20 protein-coding genes are annotated in these 19,015 nt (G+C 37.0%); 11 read left to right on the forward strand and 9 right to left on the reverse strand.

The annotated features are described in order from the left end of the window. Window positions 1-119: 119 nt before the first annotated feature. The 3 genes from Rain11_RS11940 to Rain11_RS11950 are packed head-to-tail and all read right to left on the reverse strand — an operon-like array spanning window position 120 to window position 1,986. Window positions 120-491: a tetratricopeptide repeat protein gene (locus Rain11_RS11940; protein ID WP_101359603.1), complete on the reverse strand. Its 372-nt coding sequence runs from the start codon at window positions 489-491 to the stop codon at window positions 120-122. Further along, window positions 488-967, reverse strand: a complete 480-nt coding sequence (locus Rain11_RS11945; RefSeq protein WP_101359604.1) for a hypothetical protein — start codon at window positions 965-967, stop codon at window positions 488-490. The genes Rain11_RS11940 and Rain11_RS11945 overlap by 4 nt, the downstream gene beginning before the upstream one ends. Before the next feature lie 26 nt (window positions 968-993). Beyond that, window positions 994-1,986: an arginase gene (locus Rain11_RS11950; protein ID WP_101359605.1), complete on the reverse strand. Its 993-nt coding sequence runs from the start codon at window positions 1,984-1,986 to the stop codon at window positions 994-996. 205 nt (window positions 1,987-2,191) lie between these two features. Here Rain11_RS11950 and Rain11_RS11955 point away from each other — a divergent pair, with 205 nt between their 5' ends. After that, a complete protein-coding gene (locus tag Rain11_RS11955) occupies window positions 2,192-2,662 on the forward strand; it encodes a regulatory protein RecX (RefSeq protein ID WP_101359606.1) in 471 nt (156 codons plus the stop codon). A 3-nt stretch (window positions 2,663-2,665) separates the two neighbouring features. Here Rain11_RS11955 and Rain11_RS11960 read toward each other — a convergent pair whose 3' ends face one another. After that, entirely contained in the window at window positions 2,666-4,552 is a 1,887-nt protein-coding gene (locus Rain11_RS11960; protein WP_101359607.1) for a DNA topoisomerase IV subunit B, read from the reverse strand. A 115-nt stretch (window positions 4,553-4,667) separates the two neighbouring features. Between Rain11_RS11960 and Rain11_RS11965 the strand changes: the two genes are divergently transcribed. From Rain11_RS11965 to Rain11_RS11980, 4 genes are all read left to right on the forward strand, one after another. Then, window positions 4,668-5,168 (forward strand): hypothetical protein, encoded by a 501-nt coding sequence (locus Rain11_RS11965; protein WP_101359608.1) that lies wholly within the window; start codon window positions 4,668-4,670, stop codon window positions 5,166-5,168. A 97-nt stretch (window positions 5,169-5,265) separates the two neighbouring features. Next, a complete protein-coding gene (locus Rain11_RS11970) occupies window positions 5,266-5,778 on the forward strand; it encodes a hypothetical protein (protein WP_101359609.1) in 513 nt (170 codons plus the stop codon). A gap of 50 nt (window positions 5,779-5,828) precedes the next feature. Next, the gene (locus Rain11_RS11975) at window positions 5,829-7,271 is read left to right on the forward strand and encodes an aldehyde dehydrogenase (RefSeq protein WP_101359610.1); all 1,443 of its coding nucleotides are present in this window, start codon (window positions 5,829-5,831) and stop codon (window positions 7,269-7,271) included. 86 nt (window positions 7,272-7,357) lie between these two features. Beyond that, window positions 7,358-8,818, forward strand: a complete 1,461-nt coding sequence (locus tag Rain11_RS11980; RefSeq protein WP_101359611.1) for a S1C family serine protease — start codon at window positions 7,358-7,360, stop codon at window positions 8,816-8,818. 11 nt (window positions 8,819-8,829) lie between these two features. Here Rain11_RS11980 and Rain11_RS11985 read toward each other — a convergent pair whose 3' ends face one another. Beyond that, entirely contained in the window at window positions 8,830-9,900 is a 1,071-nt protein-coding gene (locus Rain11_RS11985) for a hypothetical protein (protein WP_101359612.1), read from the reverse strand. 162 nt (window positions 9,901-10,062) lie between these two features. Between Rain11_RS11985 and mazG the strand changes: the two genes are divergently transcribed. The 5 genes from mazG to Rain11_RS12010 all read left to right on the forward strand — a co-directional run bounded on the left by mazG (window position 10,063) and on the right by Rain11_RS12010 (window position 14,558). Further along, entirely contained in the window at window positions 10,063-10,857 is a 795-nt protein-coding gene (gene mazG, locus Rain11_RS11990) for a nucleoside triphosphate pyrophosphohydrolase (RefSeq protein WP_101359613.1), read from the forward strand. Window positions 10,858-11,135: 278 nt separating this feature from the next. Then, on the forward strand, window positions 11,136-12,233 hold the full coding sequence (locus Rain11_RS11995; protein ID WP_101359614.1) for a TerC/Alx family metal homeostasis membrane protein: 1,098 nt from the start codon (window positions 11,136-11,138) through the stop codon (window positions 12,231-12,233). Further along, a complete protein-coding gene (locus Rain11_RS12000) occupies window positions 12,230-12,595 on the forward strand; it encodes a hypothetical protein (protein WP_207764454.1) in 366 nt (121 codons plus the stop codon). The genes Rain11_RS11995 and Rain11_RS12000 overlap by 4 nt, the downstream gene beginning before the upstream one ends. A gap of 154 nt (window positions 12,596-12,749) precedes the next feature. After that, window positions 12,750-14,057: a ribosome biogenesis GTPase Der gene (gene der / locus Rain11_RS12005; protein ID WP_101359615.1), complete on the forward strand. Its 1,308-nt coding sequence runs from the start codon at window positions 12,750-12,752 to the stop codon at window positions 14,055-14,057. Window positions 14,058-14,063: 6 nt separating this feature from the next. Beyond that, window positions 14,064-14,558: a shikimate kinase gene (locus Rain11_RS12010; RefSeq protein ID WP_101359616.1), complete on the forward strand. Its 495-nt coding sequence runs from the start codon at window positions 14,064-14,066 to the stop codon at window positions 14,556-14,558. Between the two features lie 10 nt (window positions 14,559-14,568). Here the strand turns inward: Rain11_RS12010 and pyrF are convergent, their stop codons facing one another. From pyrF to Rain11_RS12025, 3 genes are read right to left on the reverse strand one after another with little or no spacing between them, the layout of a single operon-like run. Next, window positions 14,569-15,393, reverse strand: a complete 825-nt coding sequence (gene pyrF / locus Rain11_RS12015; protein ID WP_101359617.1) for an orotidine-5'-phosphate decarboxylase — start codon at window positions 15,391-15,393, stop codon at window positions 14,569-14,571. Window positions 15,394-15,405: 12 nt separating this feature from the next. Continuing rightward, on the reverse strand, window positions 15,406-16,335 hold the full coding sequence (locus Rain11_RS12020; protein ID WP_101359618.1) for an ion transporter: 930 nt from the start codon (window positions 16,333-16,335) through the stop codon (window positions 15,406-15,408). Between the two features lie 3 nt (window positions 16,336-16,338). Then, window positions 16,339-16,791: a peroxiredoxin gene (locus Rain11_RS12025; RefSeq protein ID WP_101359619.1), complete on the reverse strand. Its 453-nt coding sequence runs from the start codon at window positions 16,789-16,791 to the stop codon at window positions 16,339-16,341. Between the two features lie 108 nt (window positions 16,792-16,899). On the opposite strand from Rain11_RS12025, the gene Rain11_RS12030 reads away from it, so the two are divergent. Further along, complete coding sequence (locus tag Rain11_RS12030) at window positions 16,900-18,336, forward strand: TolC family protein (RefSeq protein WP_101359620.1); 1,437 nt, start codon at window positions 16,900-16,902, stop codon at window positions 18,334-18,336. Here the strand turns inward: Rain11_RS12030 and Rain11_RS12035 are convergent, their stop codons facing one another. After that, entirely contained in the window at window positions 18,337-18,771 is a 435-nt protein-coding gene (locus tag Rain11_RS12035) for a hypothetical protein (protein WP_101359621.1), read from the reverse strand. Between the last annotated feature and the right edge of the window lie 244 nt (window positions 18,772-19,015).

The following is a 19,015-nucleotide window of genomic DNA, read 5'->3' on the forward strand; positions in this document are numbered from 1 at the left end:
TTCTGTTTGTAAAAGCAGGAGGATTTCTAATAAATTTGGCATTTTTTTTAGGTTAATCGTTGGAAAATTTTCCTAAATAAATGCCATTTTTTTATTTTTCCAAATACCTCAATTGGCGGTCATATTGCATATTGATTTTCAATTTTACGAGCAATCTCCAATGATTTCTGGAAGTATTCTAAGGCTTGCCACCATTTTTTTTGATCTTCGTAGTTTTCGGCAATACTATTATAGCAGGCTCCCATTCCGTATAAATCTTCACGTTCCTTTAATAAGTCCAATGCTTTGAATAGATATTTTTCAGCTGTTTCGTATTTCTTTAAAGACATTTCCACATTACCCAAACTAATTAAGTGATTGGTAATATTGCTCAACTGATTTTTTTCGGCAATTTCAAGGGCTTTTTGATAATATTTTTCTGCTTTGCCATAATCCTTTTGTTCAAAGTAAATATGCCCAATATTGCCTAAATTGTTGGATTGCCCATTCATATCCTTGATTTTTCGTTGATACGAAGGGCTTTGAAAAAATATTCCGTAGCAATCGCAAAATTGGATTGTTCTTTTTCAATAAGTCCCAAAAGATTATAGGCACTGGCTTCAATTCTACTTATTTCGGATTTTGAGGAACTCTGGGATATGATTTTTAATAAATCTTGTGCGATTTTTTTCCCTTTTTCGTGATTAGTACTGATGTAGCAGTCAATTACTTGCTGATTCATTGCTTGTACTATCTTGAAAGTATCTTTCAAGACATTTGCTTTTTCAATAGCTTTCTGGTGAAAATAAATAGCGGTATCGGCATTACTTTGCTGAAATAGATTACCTAATTGTAAAAAAATTTTATACGAGGTAGTATCAGGTGGGTTTTGCTTTAAGATTTTCAGCAAAGAATCGGTAGGGTATTGGGCAAATGCAAAAAAATACGTACTCATTCCCATTAGGCTAAGAATGAAACCTTTCAGCATAGTTGTAAGAGTAGTTTTGCGTAGAATCAAATGGAAAGAGAAGTTATTTCAGACTTCTCATAACTTTTTGTTTTTTTTGAACTTTGCAACGTGCTTTCCATCACCTCAAAAGCTACCTCGCCCATTTTGTTGCCTTTGGTATCTAATAGCGGGTTGATTTCAACCATTTCCCAAGCACATACGCGTATATCTTGCACGAGCAAAGCGTTGATTTCTTTGGCTTCCGTTACGCTCAACCCTCCTGCAACAGGAGTGCCTGTACCCACCGAAATACTGCTATCCATACTATCTACATCAAAAGAAATATAAATCAAATCACAATCGGCGAGTTTTTCTTCTAAAATTTCTCTTACTACCACTTCCACGCTTCTGCGTCTGATTTCCTCAACCGTGTAATTGCGGATTTTATTTTTAGCAATAAAGGCTTCTTCTTGTGGTTCTGTATCACGAACAGATACATATACTAAATGATTTGGGGAAAATTTTGCTCCCTTTACGCCCAAATTTTTCAGCTTTTCCCAATACAGAGCGGTGATTGGGGGTACTTCATTTATTTTTTCAGTAATATTATCTTCGGCAAGGGCTATGGCTACGGGCATTCCGTGCATATTGCCCGAAGGAGTAGTATAAGGAGAGTGTAAATCGGCGTGGGCATCAATCCATATTACGCCCAAAGTTTTATCAGGGAAGGTTTTTTTTATGCCTGCGATTGTGGCACTGGCGGAGGAGTGGTCGCCTGAAATAATAAAGGGAAAATGATTTTTTTTCAAACACAAATGAACCTGCTCGCAAATTGTAATCTGATTTTTTAGAATTTCATCAATGTTTTTAGCAAAAATATGGGGGCTGGTATGAAATAAAGCATCGTTGCTGATAGCAATTTCTTGATAGGGATATTGTTGAAAAAAACTTTTGTTTTTGCTTAAACTGGCAATCTTCACTGCATCAAATCCTAAACTGGCACCACGTGTGCCTGCACCGAGTTCTGCTTTTACTCCTAATAAACAAACGGAACGCATACATTTTCATTTTTGGTGAAACATTAAAGTTATGAAAAAAACAAAAAATTTATTTCTACTTTTAAGTTTTAGCAAGTTAAGCATTTCATTTCATTTCTCAAAATTTTAACTAGAAAATCTTGAAAAAGTGTAAAAATTGTGGAGATATGTTCTTTGTTAGCTTGCAAAGTTTTTCTTTATTTGTTGTTGAGTATCCTAAAAGTTTATGAATAGAAAAGTAGTTTCGCTGAAAGAGGCTTTGCAAAAAACTGCTTCGTGGTGTGCCTATCAAGAACGCTCTCAATACGAAGTCAGGAAAAAACTACAAGAAACGTATGTGCTTGAAGGTGAGGAAATAGAATGGATTATCGCTGAACTCATCACACAAGGTTATATTAACGAGGAGCGTTTTGCCAAAACTTTTGCAGGAGGTAAGTTTCGCATAAAAAAATGGGGCAAACGCAAAATTCGTCAGGCTTTGCAAATGCATCGTATTACAGAATATTGTATCAAAGAAGCTCTCAAAGAAATTCCAGACGAGGATTACGAGGCAACTTTGCGTGAATTGCTTACCAAGAAAAATAAACAAATCAGCGAAAAAAATCTACTCAAACGCAGATATAAACTTGCCCAGTATGCAATGGGCAAAGGCTATGAAAGTGATATTGTGTGGGATATTCTCAATGAAATGGTGTAGTCTCTACACCATTTCCATTTCTGCGACAATTTCTTTTTCCGAGAGTGTTTCCAATTCTACTCGTAAGTTGCTAATAATAAATTCTTGACGAGCAGGAGTATTTTTACCCATATAGTATTCCAAAATTTTCGGAATATTAGTGTGTTCTTTCAAAATTACAGGCTCTAAACGGATATTTTCGCCAATGAATTCGGCAAATTCATCAGGAGAAATTTCACCTAAACCCTTAAATCGTGTAATTTCGGGGTTTCCGCCGAGTTGTCGGACAACTTTTTGCTTTTCTTGCTCGGAGTAGCAATAAATTGTTTTTTGCTTGTTGCGAACTCTAAAAAGAGGCGTTTCTAAAATATACAAATGCCCATTTCGCACCAAATCGGGGAAAAATTGTAGAAAGAAAGTCATCAGGAGCAAACGAATATGCATACCATCTACATCGGCGTCGGTGGCAATCACGATTCGGTTGTAACGCAAACCTTCCAAACCATCTTCAATATTAAGGGCGTGTTGTAGGAGATTGAACTCTTCATTTTCGTATACTACTTTTTTGCTCATATTGTAGCAATTGAGCGGTTTTCCTCGCAAAGAAAAAACAGCTTGCGTGAGCGGATTGCGAGCTTTTGTAATAGAGCCACTCGCCGAATCGCCTTCGGTGATGAATAGCGTGGTTTCTTGGCGAAGTTCGTGCTTGAAATCATCGTAATGAATACGGCAATCGCGGAGTTTTTTATTATGCAAGTTGGCTTTTTTGGCTCTTTCGTTGGCAAGTTTCTTGATACCTGCAATTTCTTTACGCTCACGCTCCGACTGCAAAATGCGTTTGAGCATTGCTTCGGCAGTTTGGGGGTGTTTGTGCAGGTAGTCGTCAAGTTCTTTTTTTACAAAATCATTGATGAAAGCCCGTATCGTGGGAGAGTTTTCATCGGGAGCAAGGTTGGTAGAGCCCAATTTGGTTTTGGTTTGCGATTCAAATACAGGTTCTTGCACACGAATACTAATTGCCCCCACTATGGAAGCCCGAATATCGGAGGCATCAAAATCTTTTTTGAAAAACTCGCGAATAGTTTTTACGAGTGCCTCGCGAAAAGCCGTAAGATGTGTGCCTCCTTGCGTGGTATGTTGCCCATTGACAAAAGAGTAATACTCCTCGCCATACTGATTGCCGTGTGTGAGTGCAAATTCAATATCATTTCCTTTGCAATGTATAATCGGATAGCGAATTTCGTCTTCGTTGGTTTTGCGTTGCAAAAGGTCTAAAAGCCCATTTTTAGAAACGTATTCTTGCCCATTGAAAATAATTTTTAGCCCCGCATTCAGAAATGCATAATTCCAAATTTGCTCTTCCAAATATTGAGGGATAAAGCTATAATTTTTGAAAATACTGCTATCGGGTTCAAAAATTACGAGTGTGCCATTGGGTTCAGTAGTAGGTTCTAACGGATAATCTTTAATAAGCACTCCTTGCTGAAATTCTGCTTTTTTACTTTGCCCATCACGAATAGATTGTACCATAAAATATGTAGAAAGGGCATTGACGGCTTTTGTTCCTACACCATTCAACCCTACGGATTTCTGAAAAACTGCCGAATCGTATTTGCCTCCTGTATTGATTTTAGAAACGCAGTCAATCACTTTTCCCAAAGGAATTCCTCTGCCATAATCCCGAACTTTTACACGATTTTCGGTAACTTCTACTTCAATTTTATTCCCAAAGCCCATCGTATATTCATCAATGGAGTTATCAATGATTTCTTTCACAAGCACATAAATGCCATCGTCTTGCGAAGAACCATCACCCAATTTGCCAATATACATTCCCGGACGCAAACGTATATGCTCGCGTGGCTCTAATGATTTAATGCTCTCTTCAGTATATTTTTGTGAAGTTGCCATTCTTTTGACGTTTTGGCACAAATTTACAAAGCAAGTGGAATACTTGGGCAAATTTTTTTGTTTTTATTGTAAAATTACAACTCATTTGCTAACTTTGTAAAATAAAGCATTGTGTATGAAAAAAATCTTTGTTTTGATAATTTTGTTACTTACTGATAAAGCATTTGCCCAACAAAGTGTGCCTTTTACACTTGACGACCGCGACCGCCTTATCAAAATTGAGCAAAGACTTATTGAAATGGATAAGCGTTTTGAGCAGGTTGATAAGCGTTTTGAGGAATTACGTGCAGATATGAATGCACGTTTTGAGCAAATAGATAAGCGTTTTGAGCAAGTAGATAAACGTTTTGAACAAGTAGATAAGCGTTTTGAGCAACAAATGAATTTTCTTTGGATACTGACTACCATATTTGCCACAGTAACAGCGGCGGCATTGGGATTTGCTTGGTGGGATAGACGCACTATGATACGCCCTTTTGAAACCAAAGTAAGAACAATAGAAGAAGAAATCGCTTTGAACAAAAAAGACATCAAAAACATGGTGTTTTCTTTCAGAGAACTGGCTCAAAAAGATGCAGAAGTAGCCGAAATCTTGAAAAAATACAACTTATTGTAACAAACTCACTTCAATTTTATTGTGCTGAAAAATTTTCGGGGCTTTTCAAAATTACCATTACAGAAAAAAATAAATTTGTGAGTTAAAATTCGTTTTTATGAAAAAATGCTTTTATGCAATTTTGTTGTTGCTGTGTTATTCTTGTGTCCCAGATTTGAAAGAAAGAGGTTACGATACCAAAAAACTTGCCGAAGAGGTTAAAGATAGAAAAATCAAGAAGGTAACACCACGCCAACTCCAAACTTGGGTCTTACAGAAAAGTATGCTTATTACCGAAAAGCTCAATCAAGCCCCAAACGAGCAAATACAAAAAAAATGGCAAGATTCTTTACAAAGTGCCTATGCTATCAGAATTTCTCAAATCTCTGCTAATGATAAAAATATTCTGCAAAATGCACAAGGTAAGCGTAAAGCCTTTTTAGAAGCCTTTTTTTATGAGTTGGAACAGGGGAAAAGCATAGAACCTACCTTGCAAAAACTTGAAAATGGAGATTTTATTTTTGTAGATAAAATTGAAAATACTCCTCAAAAGGTTTGGCTTTTGGAATTTACCAAACAAGAAGCTATACGGCACATTGACCCAAAAGAGTTGCGAAAGATGAGAGAATAAAGAGAATAAGAAACAAGAAACAAGATAAACGCACTTAGAATTTTTTTCAGATGATAGAAATTTTGAACTACATTGGTGGAACTTTACAGAAATCGCTCTCGGGTGATTTTTTACCTAATATTGAGCCTGCTACGGGTAAAATATTTGCTCAACTGCCACGAAGCAATGAAAAAGATGTTGCCCTTGCGATTGAATTTGCTCAAAAAGCTACGGAGCAATGGAAAAATTTAGGAGCAGATGGCAGAGCCAAAATCTTGTTAAAAATAGCTGACTTAATTGACCAAAACGCAGAAATACTCGCCCAAGCTGAAAGCCGTGATAACGGAAAACCTCTTTGGCTTGCTAAACAAATGGATATTCCGAGAGCCTCGCAAAATATGCGTTTTTATGCGACTGCTTCTTTGCATTGGTCAAATGAGAGTTACCAACAAGTAGGCAATCTGAATTATACTCTGCGAGAGCCTTTGGGAGTGGTGGGTTGTATTTCGCCTTGGAATTTGCCTTTGTATCTTTTTACGTGGAAAATTGCTCCTGCTTTGGCTTCGGGAAATTGTGTTATTGCCAAGCCTTCTGAACTTACGCCTTATACGGCATTTCTTTTTAGCCAGATTTGTATAGAAGCGGGCTTACCCGCAGGAGTGCTGAATATTTTGCACGGCTATGGTAACGAAGTAGGTGAGGCAATAGTTACACACCCCAAAATAAAGGCAATTTCTTTCACAGGTGGTACGCGTACAGGGGCAAGAATCGCCTCTCTTGTCGCTCCTCAATTCAAAAAACTTTCATTAGAACTTGGCGGAAAAAATCCTACCATTATTTTTGCTTCTGCCGATTATGAAAAGGCTTTGCAAACCGCTGTACGTGCCGCTTTTCTCAATCAGGGAGAAATTTGCTTGTGTGGTTCAAGAATTTTTGTGGAAAAACCTATTTACGAGCAATTTAAGCAAGATTTTATTCGTGAAACGCAAAAGCTCAAAGTAGGTAACCCCAAAGAGGAAACCACTTTCGTAGGAGCATTGGTTTCGGAGGCTCATTTGCAGAAAGTTTTGAGCTACATAGAACTCGCTAAACAGGAAGGAGGAACTATCCTGACAGGCGGGAAAAGGATTTTCTTGCAGGGAGAAAATGCAGGCGGTTTTTTTGTAGAGCCTACCGTGATAGAGGGACTTTCTTACGATTGTCGCACCAATCAAGAAGAAATTTTTGGTCCTGTCGTTACGCTTACACCTTTTGAAACCGAAGCAGAAGTGCTAACCTACGCCAACAGCGTACAATATGGCTTGGCTTGTAGCATCTGGACGCAAAACCTTTCACAAGCTCATCGCATTGCTCATAAAATTGAAAGTGGCATTGTTTGGATAAATTGTTGGCTTTTGAGAGATTTGCGAACTCCTTTCGGAGGTGTGAAAAATTCGGGCGTAGGGCGTGAAGGAGGCTTTGAAGCTCTTAATTTCTTTACCGAAGAGAAAAATATTTGCTTGAAAATTGAATAAGCTGTAGCTTGTAAAGTTGAACTGCAAAACTTTTATTCCTACAAAAACGTTTATACCAAAAAGTTTCACAAAAAAAACTTACACCTATGAAAAAATTAGCATTTCAAGTGCTTATCAGTGTGCTATCAGGGGTATTGGGGGCGGCATTGTACTTTGAATTTATTATAGAACCGAAACAAATTGCTTGGCAAGAAGCAGTTTTAAGCCAAAATCTTTCCGCTAAAATCCCTGTAATGCCTACCAAAGGCAGAGATAGCGACACGACAAATAATATGCTTATGCTTTCTCCGCCCGATTTTGTACAAGCCTCACAGGTTGCAACCCCCAGTGTGGTGTATATTAAAAATATTTCTTCGCGTCAGGCGGTAGATTGGTTTGATTGGTACTTTGGGGGCGGCGGATATAGTTCAAGAGTAGTTTCTTCGGGTTCAGGGGTGATTTACTCGGCTGATGGCTATGTTATTACCAACAATCACGTAATTGAAGGTGCGGAAAGCATTGAAGTTATCCATAATAAAAAAACTTACAAGGCAAAAGTAATAGGCAGAGACCCTTCTACGGATTTGGCTTTGCTTAAAATTGATGCCCGCAACCTGCCTAATATACGCATAGCACGCTCTCGTGATGTACAAGTAGGCGAATGGGTGCTTGCCGTAGGAAACCCTTTTAATCTTACTTCTACCGTTACAGCAGGCATTGTGAGTGCCAAAGGCAGGGCTTTACGCCTTATCCGAAGCACCCGCTTTCCAATTGAGTCATTTATTCAGACTGATGCCGCCATTAACCCTGGTAATAGTGGGGGAGCTTTGGTGAATTTGAAAGGCGAGCTTGTGGGTATCAATACGGCTATACTTTCACAGACAGGCAGTTATACGGGTTATGGCTTTGCCGTGCCTTCGGATATTGTTGCCAAAGTAGTGAGCGATTTGATACAATTCGGTGATGTACAAAAAGCCTTTTTAGGCATAGAAGTATTGGATATCAATTCGGAAGTAGCACAAGAGTACAACCTAAAAGATTTAGAGGGGGTTTTGGTAGATAGAGTAATGAAAGAAGGTGCGGGCTATCAGGCGGGTTTGCAAAAAGGAGATGTTATTCTGAAAATCAATGAAGAACCTATCAATTCCCGAGCAGATTTTGATGAAAATTTGAGTTATTTCAGACCCGGTGATGAAATTACAATTATTTACAAACGCAAAGGAAAGTTGGAGCAAAAGAAAATTAAACTTACCAATCAACAAGGTACAACTGATACAAGTAAAAAGGAGGTTCTCTCTGACGATGATTTAGGAGCTGATTTGGAAAAAGTGCCTAAAATTGAACTGGAAAAAATTGGTATCAAAAACGGAGTAAGGCTCAATAACTTACGTCGAGGTTTTTTCAAAAATAATGGTTTTGAAGACGGATTCATCATTTTGCGTATCAATGGGGTTGAGATAAAAGAACCTAAGGAAGTGATTGAAATCTTGAACAAAGCACCTCGCCGAATTACCATAGAAGGTATTGACCGCTACGGAAGTTCAGCTTATTATTCTTTTACGAGGTGAGCGAATAATACTCACCTCATATTTTTATTTACATATTTATATTTGTCTTTTATAAAATCAGCTTCATTTTGTTTATTGATTTCTATGCATTGTAAGCATTTCTCGCTTTTGGAAAAAACTTTGAAAGAATGATTTCTAATTCTAAAATCTTGATATAAGATTTTAAATGCTTCTATATTGTTCTTCAAAGCCAACACTTTTTCCCAGTACCGCAAACTTTCATTAAAAAATTTATTTTGCTCATAAAAATATGCTAAACGCAAAAAACCATACCAGTCTTTTTCATCTTGTACTTTTGGAATAGTTGTTTGCTTTGAAATCATAGTGCTGTCAAAATAAAAAAAACCTAAACGAATATCATTTTTTGCATGCATGTTTGGATAAACGTCTACAATAAAAAATTCTTTATGGAATTTTTTAATCTTACTAACATCTATATTTACACATAACTCTTCCCTCAAATCCTCGATTTTCGTTTTTTGGGGCTCAAGAATATTACGTCCGACAAAATTTTTAATGAAAATAGTGATTGGTATAGTTTTTTGTTTGCCGCTACTTTCATAGTATGGACTAACTTTTAAGTGAAAATGTAAGTTGTTATCAAATACTGGTATTTCACCAGCAGAGCTACACGAACAATTATCTCCATTTATTAGTACCAAAAAAGGTGGTGGGCAACGCTCTGCTGGCAAGCAAGTGCCATTTACCATTCTTCGATGTGCGAATTGGAAATCTATTTGGCTTGAGGCAATCAGTTCCTTAAAAATGGTAGAGTCTAAATTATCTAACTTGAAAGATGAAGGAAAGCGTTTTTCTTGAACTAAACTTAAATCTACAACTTCACTTCCTTGGAATTCAAGAAAACCCAACCGCGGATTAAAAAGTAATAAATAAGCAGCAGTATCAAGAAAAATGGTCGTATTTTTTCGAAATACTTTCCCTGCAAGTACTGCTTCTTTTTTTTTGATAGAATTCTTAGAAGTGAAAGCGTGCAGGTTGCCTTGTTCAACAAGTACCAAAAAATCTTGGCTAAAAGTTTGAAAATAAATAAGAAAGCAAATGAGTAAAATTATTTTTTTCATACGGTATTTGTTATACTTAAAATTACGTGGTTTTACTTATCTCTACTTGGGTTTGTGAAATCTTACTAAATAAAACTTTTCAACAAAAATCGTGCAATTTCAAAATTCTGCTAATAATTTTTTTTATCTCTTTATTTTTGATTTACTTTGCTAAAAACGATTATGTTACACAGCAAAGAGGAAAAACAGCAAGCCTTCTTGCGTCTTATAGATATAATGGACGATTTGCGAACCCAATGTCCTTGGGATAAAAAACAAACTCTGCAATCGCTTCGCCATCTCACGATTGAGGAGGTCTTTGAACTTTCCGAAGCAATACTGGCAGAAAATATGCAGGAAATTAAGAAAGAACTGGGAGATGTGCTACTGCATATTGTTTTTTATGCAAGAATAGCTTCAGAAACAGAGAGTTTTGATATTGTTGATGTTATCAACGAGCTTTGCGAGAAACTCATTCGCCGCCATCCGCATATTTACGGAAATGTTTCGGTTTCGGGAGCAGAAGAGGTTAGCCAGAATTGGGAGCAGATAAAACAGGCTGAAAGTAAAGGGGAAAAATCAGTGCTTGCGGGTGTGCCTGCGAGTCTGCCTGCTCTTTTGAAGGCTATGCGTATGCAAGAAAAAGCCCGTGCCGTAGGTTTTGATTGGGAGCAGAAAGAGCAGGTTTGGCAAAAAGTAGAAGAAGAAATGCAAGAATTTCAGCAAACTTACAACCATACGCAAGATTTTGACCTTCAAGAGGCTGAAAAAGAATTTGGAGATTTGCTTTTTTCACTGGTGAATTATGCTCGTTTTTTGGGAATTAACCCTGAAACTGCTTTGGAAAGAACCAACCAAAAGTTTCTGAAACGCTTTCAGTATCTTGAACAAAAAGCCAAAGAAAATAACCGCAGGCTTTCGGAGATGAGTCTTTCTGAAATGGACATTTTTTGGAATGAAGCGAAAAATTTTACTTAAAAATAGCTAAATTATTACTTCGTTTTTTTGTTATTCTAAAAATTTGATTTTTAGTAATTTGAATAAAATGTATTTTTTATTTTAGCCCAAAAGCAAGAAATATTTGCACAAAATTTTTGATGAGTAAAAATATTTTGTACTTTTGTGATTGAAACTTACACGATTTTTCTATATCACTTTGAAGCGTAGTAAAAAAGTTGAAAAAATTTTTGTCATTATATTTTCTACGTTTATTAAAAAAGTAGTATCTTACAAAACGTTTTGCACAAACAAAAACTATGTTCAGTAGCGAAATCCTCTTTTTTTCCGCTTTTTTGGTATTTATTGCCTTCGTATTAGCTTTAGATTTGGGTGTTTTTTCTAAATCAAGCCACGTAATAAGTTTCAAGGAAGCGGTACTATGGACAATCATATGGGTTAGCCTTGCAATGCTTTTTTTTATATTTCTACGCTACGAGGGGCATTGGATTCATAATCCGCAAAGCTATCAAGAAATACTCAAGCGAGTTGATATTGGTGATAGGGGAGATGTCAAAATTAGCCCCGACCTGAGCTTGGAAGAAAATCTACAAATCTATCGCAATTATATTTCTATTGAGTTCATCACGGCTTATGTTATTGAATACGCTCTATCAGCAGATAACATTTTCGTTATTATTCTGATTTTTTCCTCTTTTGGCTTACGTGAAGAGTATTACAAGAAGGTGCTTTTTTGGGGAGTTTTAGGAGCTATTCTGATGCGTTTTATTTTTATTTTTTTAGGAATTGAAATTGTTAGGCAATTTCATTGGGTTCTTTACATTTTTGGTGCTTTCCTGATTTTTCAGGGGGTAAAGATATTCTTTGAAAAAGAAGAAGAAGAGGAAACCATTGACCCTCAAAAACACCCCATTGTGCGTTTTGCTTCCAAATACTTTGCGGTGTATCCGCATTACGAAGGTGATAAGTTTTTTGTTGTGAAAAATGGCAAAAGAATGATAACTACCCTTTTCATTGTTTTGCTCATAGTAGAATTTACTGACCTAATTTTCGCCGTAGATTCTGTACCTGCGGTGCTTGGTATTACACAAGACCAGCCCATAGCGTATTTTTCTAATATTTTTGCTATTATGGGCTTGCGTTCAATGTTTTTCTTGCTTTCTAATATTATGCACCTCTTTCACTATCTCAAATACGGCTTGGGCGTTCTGCTCACATTTATTGGTTTGAAAATGGTTTTAGAATATCCCCTGCAAGAAATTGGCTTCAAGCCAACTTATTCTATCTATATTATTTTGAGTATTCTTACCACCAGCATTGTGCTTTCGCTCATTTTTCCCAAAAAAGAAGATTTAGAAAGCACCATTATTGAGGAAAAAAAGTCTGCTGACGTATGAGCAAAAAGAAAAAATACGCTCTCATTGGTGTAGCTTTCCTAATAATTTCCTTTTTGTCTTGGATTTCAATGATGACCTTCGGAGTGTATAGCGAAGGGGTACGAGCAGGAACGCTGGATAAGTTTAGCAAAAAAGGAGTTGTTTTCAAGACTTGGGAAGGAGAGTTACGAATTGGTACAGAAGATAGAATAAATCCCCAAAGGTTTGTATTCTCGGTAAATGAAAACGAAAAAGAGGTTATTCAAAAATTGCAAGATTACAACGGCAAGCAAGTAAAGCTATACTACAAGCAAAAGTATTGGGTTTTCCCTTGGCAAGGCGATAGCGAGTATTTTATCTACAAGGTAGAATTGGTGAAATAAAATCTTCTTGAAGGAAATTTTACAGGCTAACCACTCAACAAACTTTGTTGGTGGTTTTTTGTTTTTTTGTAAATTTGCAGTTCGTTTCTAAAATCAAAACATTCTCAAACCTTAAACCTCATAACCTTTTGAACCTTCAAATTTTGAACTTTCTATGGCAAATATTGTAGCGATTGTAGGCAGACCCAACGTAGGAAAATCCACGCTTTTCAATAGACTTACGCAAACCAAAGATGCCATTACAGACGACCAAGCAGGGGTAACCCGAGACCGCCACTATGGGCTTGCCGAGTGGCTCAATAAAACTTTTACTCTCATAGATACAGGCGGATATGTAGTAGGTTCGGAAGATATTTTTGAAACGGCTATTCGGAGACAAGTAAGCATTGCCGTAGAAGAAGCCTCAGTCGTATTGTTTATGGTTGATGCAATGGAAGGATTGCACCCTTTGGATAGGGAATTTGCCAATATCCTTCGCCGTTCTAAAAAGCCCGTTATTGTAGTTGCCAATAAAACCGAGACCTTTGAACGCAACCAACAGGCTTATGAATTTGCGGCTTTGGGCTTGGGAGAAGTGTTTGCCATTTCTGCTGAAACAGGAAGCGGTACAGGAGATTTGCTTGACGAGGTAATTAAGCATTTCAAAGAAGATGATGAACCCAATCCTTATGAAGGCTTGCCTCGCTTTGCAATTTTAGGAAGACCTAATGTGGGGAAATCCTCACTGCTCAATGCTCTTGTGGGTGAAGAGCGTAGTATCGTAACGGATATTGCAGGCACTACTCGCGATTCCATTGATACCCACTACAATTTGTACGGGAAGGAATTTATTCTCACTGATACGGCAGGCTTGCGAAAAAAAACAAAAGTACGCGATAGCATTGAGTTTTACTCGGTAATGCGTTCTTTGCGTACATTAGAAGTTTGTGATGTATGTATTATGCTCATTGATGCTACGCAGGGGCTTGAGTCGCAAGATGTGAATATTTTACGCCTTGCCGAAAAATCTAAAAAAGGAATGGTGCTTGTGGTAAATAAATGGGATTTGATTGAAAAAGACCACAAAACCGCCAAACACTACGAAGATGCTATTCGTAAAAAACTTTCTCCAATGGACTATTTGCCCATTGTTTTTGCCTCTGTAAAAGAGAAAAAGCGTATTTTCAAGGTAGTGGAAAAGGCTTGCGAGGTTTATGAAAATCGTAAAAAACGTATTCCTACTTCGCAACTGAATGACGTAATGCTTACCGCTATCGAAAGCTATCCGCCTCCAATGATTAAAGGAAAATATGTGAAAATCAAGTATGTAACACAACTACCTACACATACGCCCGCTTTTGCGTTTTTCTGCAATTTGCCTCAATACGTTCAGGAAAGCTATCAGCGTTATTTGGAAAATCAGCTTCGCAAAAATTTTGATTTTGAGGGCGTACCTTTGCAACTGGTGTTTAGAAAAAAGTAAAAATCTATGCTTTTTTTAATAGGAATGCCTGCATCAGGAAAAAGCACTTTGGCTCACAAAGTTTCAAATCTGTTTCAATGGCAGTCAGCTGATTTAGACCAAGAAATTCAAAAATTACTCCAAAAATCTATACCAAAAATTTTTGAAAGCGAAGGCGAAATATTTTTCAGAGAAATAGAAGCAAAAGTTTTAAGAAAAATCCCTGTTGAGCCGCAAAAAATTGTTGCCACAGGAGGAGGCACACCTTGCTTTCATCAGAATATAGATTATATGCTTTCAGCAGGTAAGGTTGTTTTTTGGGATACACCGCTTCCTGTAATCGTAGAAAGAATTTTAAGGCATAAAGCCCAAAGACCTATGTTTGCCCAAAAAACAAATGCAGAAATAGAACACTTTGTGCAAAAACTTTATCAAGAACGCTTGCCTTTTTACACAAAAGCACACTTTCGGGCGAAAGAATGGAGTGATATAGAAAAAATTATACAGAGGGCAGACTTTTGAAAAACAGATGTTAATTTTTTTGAAAAACAGATGTTAATTTTTCACGCATTTGCTTTTGCCAAAATTCAGCTCTTTGGTTGGCTTTTTCGGCAAAATCATTAGCTTGTGAAGCAAACAGAATATCCCTTGATACATTGATAAGCAAACCTCCTGCTTCATTTTTGCCATATTCTATTACTTGCTCTAAATTGCCACCTTGTGTACCTACGCCGGGTACGAGCAGAAAATGATGTGGAGCTAATTTGCGAATTTCTTGAAATTTTTCGCTTTGCGTAGCACCTACTACATACATCATTTTTTCGTGATTAGCCCATTCTTGCGATTTCAATAGCACTTCTTCGTATAAGTAACGCTCATTAGAAAGTTTGAGCATTTCAAAATCTTGGCTACCAGTATTAGACGTAAGAGCAAGCAGAATAACCCATTTGTTTTCATACTCTAAAAAGGGTTTTACAGAATCCTCACCCATATACGGGGCAATGGTGAGGGCATCAAAGGCGAGTGTTTCAAAAAAGGCTTTGGCATAGAGTTTTGAGGTGTTTCCAATATCACCACGCTTGGCATCAGCAATTTTGAAAACATCTTTGGGTAAAAATTCCAAAGTTTTTTCCATTACTTCCCAACCCTCTGCCCCCAAAGCCTCGTAAAAAGCTGTATTGATTTTGTAGGCTATGGCAAAAGGTAAAGTAGCTTCAATAATAGCTTTATTGAAAGCAAGCATTCCTGTTGCATTTTTAGGGAGAGAGGCGGGTAATTTATTTACATCGCTATCTAAACCAACGCAAAGAAAAGACTTTTTCGCTTGAATAGCTTTCTGAATTTGCTTGTAATTCATATTTTTTAGAAATCAAGGCTTATTGTTTTGTATTTCGCTTCGTAATTTTTGTATTTCGTTGCGTAGCCCTTCTATTTCTGTAAGCATTTTACTACGCATTTCTTTCAGGGTATCGTTCATTTCTCTGAAAAGTTCTTTCTCTTCAATTACCTGTTTGGCATTGATTTTCTCTTGTACCTGCGAAGTAAGCACTGCTACAAATACGTTGAAACTGACAATCACGGTTAGGATAACAAAACTGATAAAATACCCTTTTATCCACCAAGAGTCTTCGTAGTGGCTACTGGCTTGGTACATCATTTCTACCCAACCTTCCAGCGTCATAACTTGAAAAAGGGAAAGAAAAGAAGCCCCCAAACTGCTGAAATCGGCATTTTCGTATTTGTGATGGCTAAAAAGATAAATGCCAATGATTGAGTAAATATACAAAAGCACCCCTAACAAAAGAGCAAATGAAAAGACCGTGGGAACAATGCTAACAATTTTGCGTTCTACCTCTTTGAGTTCATTGCTGATTTCCAAAAGACGCAAAATACGCAAAACCCTAAACAAACGCCCAACTACCAAAAATTCGGGGTGTTCAAAGATATGTACTACAAGGCTAAAAATACTGAATGCTGTAATAACAAAATCAAAGCAGTTCCAAAAGCCATGTTCGTGAAATACTATTTGGGTGCGTTTTTTGCCTGTTTTAGGGCTAATCTGCTTTTTAAGTGAAAATAACTTGAAAAATTCCCATGGCCTCTCCTCTGCAAAAATACGTAAGATGACTTCAATGCTGAAATAAATGGTAAAAGCAGTGTCTAAAATTACAAAAAACAGAATTTCTTTTGTAAAAGAGGCTTCAATACCCAGCAAAATAGAGCAAGTAATAATCATTATGCTGGTAGTGCGAATGAAAGTTTTATTTCTTACAATTCGCTGAATAAGGGTTTTACTCATCTTTTAAGATTTTTGAATTTTGGCGAGCATAGCTTTGATATGCTCTTCAGCACCGAAGAAATCTTGATAAACCGCAACTATTTTGTGTTCTTTATCCAAAAGATATGAAATCCGTTTAGGAATACCGATAATGGGTATGAGTGCTTCATAAGCCTTACAAACTGAGCCATTTATATCTGCAAGGAGTTCAAAGGGCAGTTTGTGGGTTTCTTTGAATTTTTTGTGCGTGTCAATACTATCTCTGCTGATACCTAAAACATCAACTTCCAAATTTCTGAAAGTAGCGAATTGGTCTCTGAACTCGCAAGCCTCTTTGGTGCAGCCAGGTGTAAAATCTTTGGGGTAAAAATACAAAACACAGGGTTTACCTGCTAAATCTTTGCTTAAAGTGATGCTTTTACCATTGGTGGCAGGTAGAGTAAAGTCGGGGGCAAGAGTGCCTAATTTAAGAGCCATAGCGGTATTTTTTGAGGTTGCAGGCGTAAAAGTAAAGATTTTTTTTCACAAATTTACAATAGAAAAGTGTTTTTTGAGTTTCTTTGTTGCTTAAAAACCTCCATTTCTATGAAAAAATTTTTATTTTTAATTTGTAGCATTACGAGTTTTTCAGTTTTTGCCCAAGAGCGTTGGTCTTTGCAAAAATGTGTGAATTATGCGATTGAAAACAATATTAGCATCAAGCAAAGGCAACTTCAAGTAGAGAGTTCCACTGAAAATTTGCAACAAAGTCGTGAAAGTCGTTTTGCTCCGCAACTTTCGGCATCACTTTCGCAGGCTATGCGTACAGGTCGTTCTATTGACCCTTTCACCAACCAATTTGTAACGCAAAACGTATTTTCTACAAATATTTCGTTGAATGGTAGCATTGTCCTTTTCAATGGTTTTGGCACTATCAATACCATTAAGCAAAATGAAACTACGCTCAAAGCTAATCAGCTTGATGTAGAACAAGCTAAACGCGATATTTCGCTGAATGTAGCCAATGCTTATTTGCAGTTACTTTTGGCACAAGAGCTTGAACAAGCTAGTCTGGCACAAGTAGAAATTACCAAAAATCAGCTGGAACGCACAGAAAAGCTATTCAAGGCGGGTTCAGTAGCAGAAGTACAAGTTTTAAACCTGAAATCACAGCTTGCTAATGACGAGGTAAATGTAATTACAGCTCGCAATCAGGTGAGCCTTGCTCGGCTCAATCTTTTACAACAAATGAATATGCCCGCTACGCAAAATATTGAAATTGAAAAGGTAGAAGTAGCTACCCTTATCAATGAGTATGCCAATAAAAACCCGCAAGAAATTTATGATACTGCCGAAAAAAACCAGTACAATATTCAAAGTGCTGATTTACGCATAGAAAGTTTGAAATATAACGAGGCAGTGGCACGTTCGGCTTTGTATCCTACACTAACGCTTGGAGTAGGTATCAATTCGGCATATTCCAGTGCCGCCCCTAGTGAGCTTTTTCGCCCCGATGGTACAAGCACGCTTGTACAAGTGCCTATTGGCTATGTAGGTGGTTCTTTTGATACGGTTTATACCATTCGGGCTATTCCAAATGGGAAAATTGAGCCTAACCGCTTTTTCAATCAAATGGATTTTAATCGCAGTTCATTCATAGTTTTGAACTTGAACATACCACTTTATTCGCAAGGTCGTACGCGTAATTCTATTACGCAGTCTCGTATTCAGCAAAAAAACCAAAAATATCAAGCAGATTTGCTTCGCCAACAACTTCGCCAAGCCATAGAACAGGCTTACAACGATATGAAACTTGCTCAAAGCAACTTTGAGGCTCGCCAAAAGCAGGTAGAAGCCCTTGAACTGAATTTCAAAGCCGTAGAAAGTCGTTTCAATGCAGGGGCAAGCAATGCTGTAGATTACAATTTAGCCAAGCTCAATTTAGACCAAGCCAAAGCCCAGCTTATTCGGACAAAATATGAATATTTATTCAGAATAAAGGTATTAGATTTTTATATGAATAAGCCCATTGAATTGCGATAACTATCGGATATAATCACCTGTGGCATCACGGCAGTGGCGTATGCGTTTTTTGAGACGTTTTTTCCAAAAAAAACCATTTTTCCAAAAAGCTCTGAAATGAGCGTGTAGGTTGGTAAAAAAGATATTTTTTCGGCTCATTCCGTAGCCTATATCTTTGGGAATGATAATGAACTCAATTCCCATTTTCTGGGCTTCTATTTCGGCACAACGATTGCCATAAAGTACTTCTTTGCTTTCTGTAATGTGAATTTGAATGTACCGACTGCCTGAATCTCGCATTACAACGGCATCTCTACCTGTAATTTTCCACTCATTTTCTTGCCCTGTAATCTTTGATTTTTCTTTGATAATTTTCGTTCCGAGTGCTTTGTTTTCTTTTTGAGCAAAACTCGGTAGCGAGAGCAGGTATAGCACAATCAGCCCGAAATACTTCATATATTGTAAGTTTGAGAACAAAAATACAAAAAAAAGAGCTTTTTTAAGGAAAATTAGAATTTTTCATTCAAAGGGAGAAATACCGTAAAAGTTGTTCCTTCGTTTTCTTTACTTTCCAACGTGAATTATAAGTCTAACTTATTGTTTTCAAGGGATTTAAATAAAAAAACTTAGGGTAATTGAAAAAATGATTAACTTTGAGTTGTACTTTTTAAATATTTAATCATATGAGTCAATTACCTCT

Origin of the sequence: Raineya orbicola, from assembly GCF_002843425.1 — a bacterium.
Lineage (GTDB): Bacteria > Bacteroidota > Bacteroidia > Cytophagales > Thermonemataceae > Raineya > Raineya orbicola.

Bases quoted from the DNA above. Each gene is read 5' to 3' on its own strand.
- der (WP_101359615.1), top strand. From the start codon at position 12,750: ATGGCAAATATTGTAGCGATTGTAGGCAGACCCAACGTAGGAAAATCC.
- Rain11_RS11995 (WP_101359614.1), top strand. From the start codon at position 11,136: ATGTTCAGTAGCGAAATCCTCTTTTTTTCCGCTTTTTTGGTATTTATT.
- Rain11_RS12020 (WP_101359618.1), bottom strand. From the start codon at position 16,335: ATGAGTAAAACCCTTATTCAGCGAATTGTAAGAAATAAAACTTTCATT.
- Rain11_RS12035 (WP_101359621.1), bottom strand. From the start codon at position 18,771: ATGAAGTATTTCGGGCTGATTGTGCTATACCTGCTCTCGCTACCGAGT.
- Rain11_RS12000 (WP_207764454.1), top strand. From the start codon at position 12,230: ATGAGCAAAAAGAAAAAATACGCTCTCATTGGTGTAGCTTTCCTAATA.
- Rain11_RS11950 (WP_101359605.1), bottom strand. From the start codon at position 1,986: ATGCGTTCCGTTTGTTTATTAGGAGTAAAAGCAGAACTCGGTGCAGGC.
- Rain11_RS11970 (WP_101359609.1), top strand. From the start codon at position 5,266: ATGAAAAAATGCTTTTATGCAATTTTGTTGTTGCTGTGTTATTCTTGT.
- Rain11_RS12030 (WP_101359620.1), top strand. From the start codon at position 16,900: ATGAAAAAATTTTTATTTTTAATTTGTAGCATTACGAGTTTTTCAGTT.
- mazG (WP_101359613.1), top strand. From the start codon at position 10,063: ATGTTACACAGCAAAGAGGAAAAACAGCAAGCCTTCTTGCGTCTTATA.
- Rain11_RS11965 (WP_101359608.1), top strand. From the start codon at position 4,668: ATGAAAAAAATCTTTGTTTTGATAATTTTGTTACTTACTGATAAAGCA.
- Rain11_RS11985 (WP_101359612.1), bottom strand. From the start codon at position 9,900: ATGAAAAAAATAATTTTACTCATTTGCTTTCTTATTTATTTTCAAACT.
- pyrF (WP_101359617.1), bottom strand. From the start codon at position 15,393: ATGAATTACAAGCAAATTCAGAAAGCTATTCAAGCGAAAAAGTCTTTT.
- Rain11_RS11960 (WP_101359607.1), bottom strand. From the start codon at position 4,552: ATGGCAACTTCACAAAAATATACTGAAGAGAGCATTAAATCATTAGAG.
- Rain11_RS12010 (WP_101359616.1), top strand. From the start codon at position 14,064: ATGCTTTTTTTAATAGGAATGCCTGCATCAGGAAAAAGCACTTTGGCT.
- Rain11_RS11955 (WP_101359606.1), top strand. From the start codon at position 2,192: ATGAATAGAAAAGTAGTTTCGCTGAAAGAGGCTTTGCAAAAAACTGCT.
- Rain11_RS12025 (WP_101359619.1), bottom strand. From the start codon at position 16,791: ATGGCTCTTAAATTAGGCACTCTTGCCCCCGACTTTACTCTACCTGCC.
- Rain11_RS11940 (WP_101359603.1), bottom strand. From the start codon at position 491: ATGAATGGGCAATCCAACAATTTAGGCAATATTGGGCATATTTACTTT.
- Rain11_RS11975 (WP_101359610.1), top strand. From the start codon at position 5,829: ATGATAGAAATTTTGAACTACATTGGTGGAACTTTACAGAAATCGCTC.
- Rain11_RS11945 (WP_101359604.1), bottom strand. From the start codon at position 967: ATGCTGAAAGGTTTCATTCTTAGCCTAATGGGAATGAGTACGTATTTT.
- Rain11_RS11980 (WP_101359611.1), top strand. From the start codon at position 7,358: ATGAAAAAATTAGCATTTCAAGTGCTTATCAGTGTGCTATCAGGGGTA.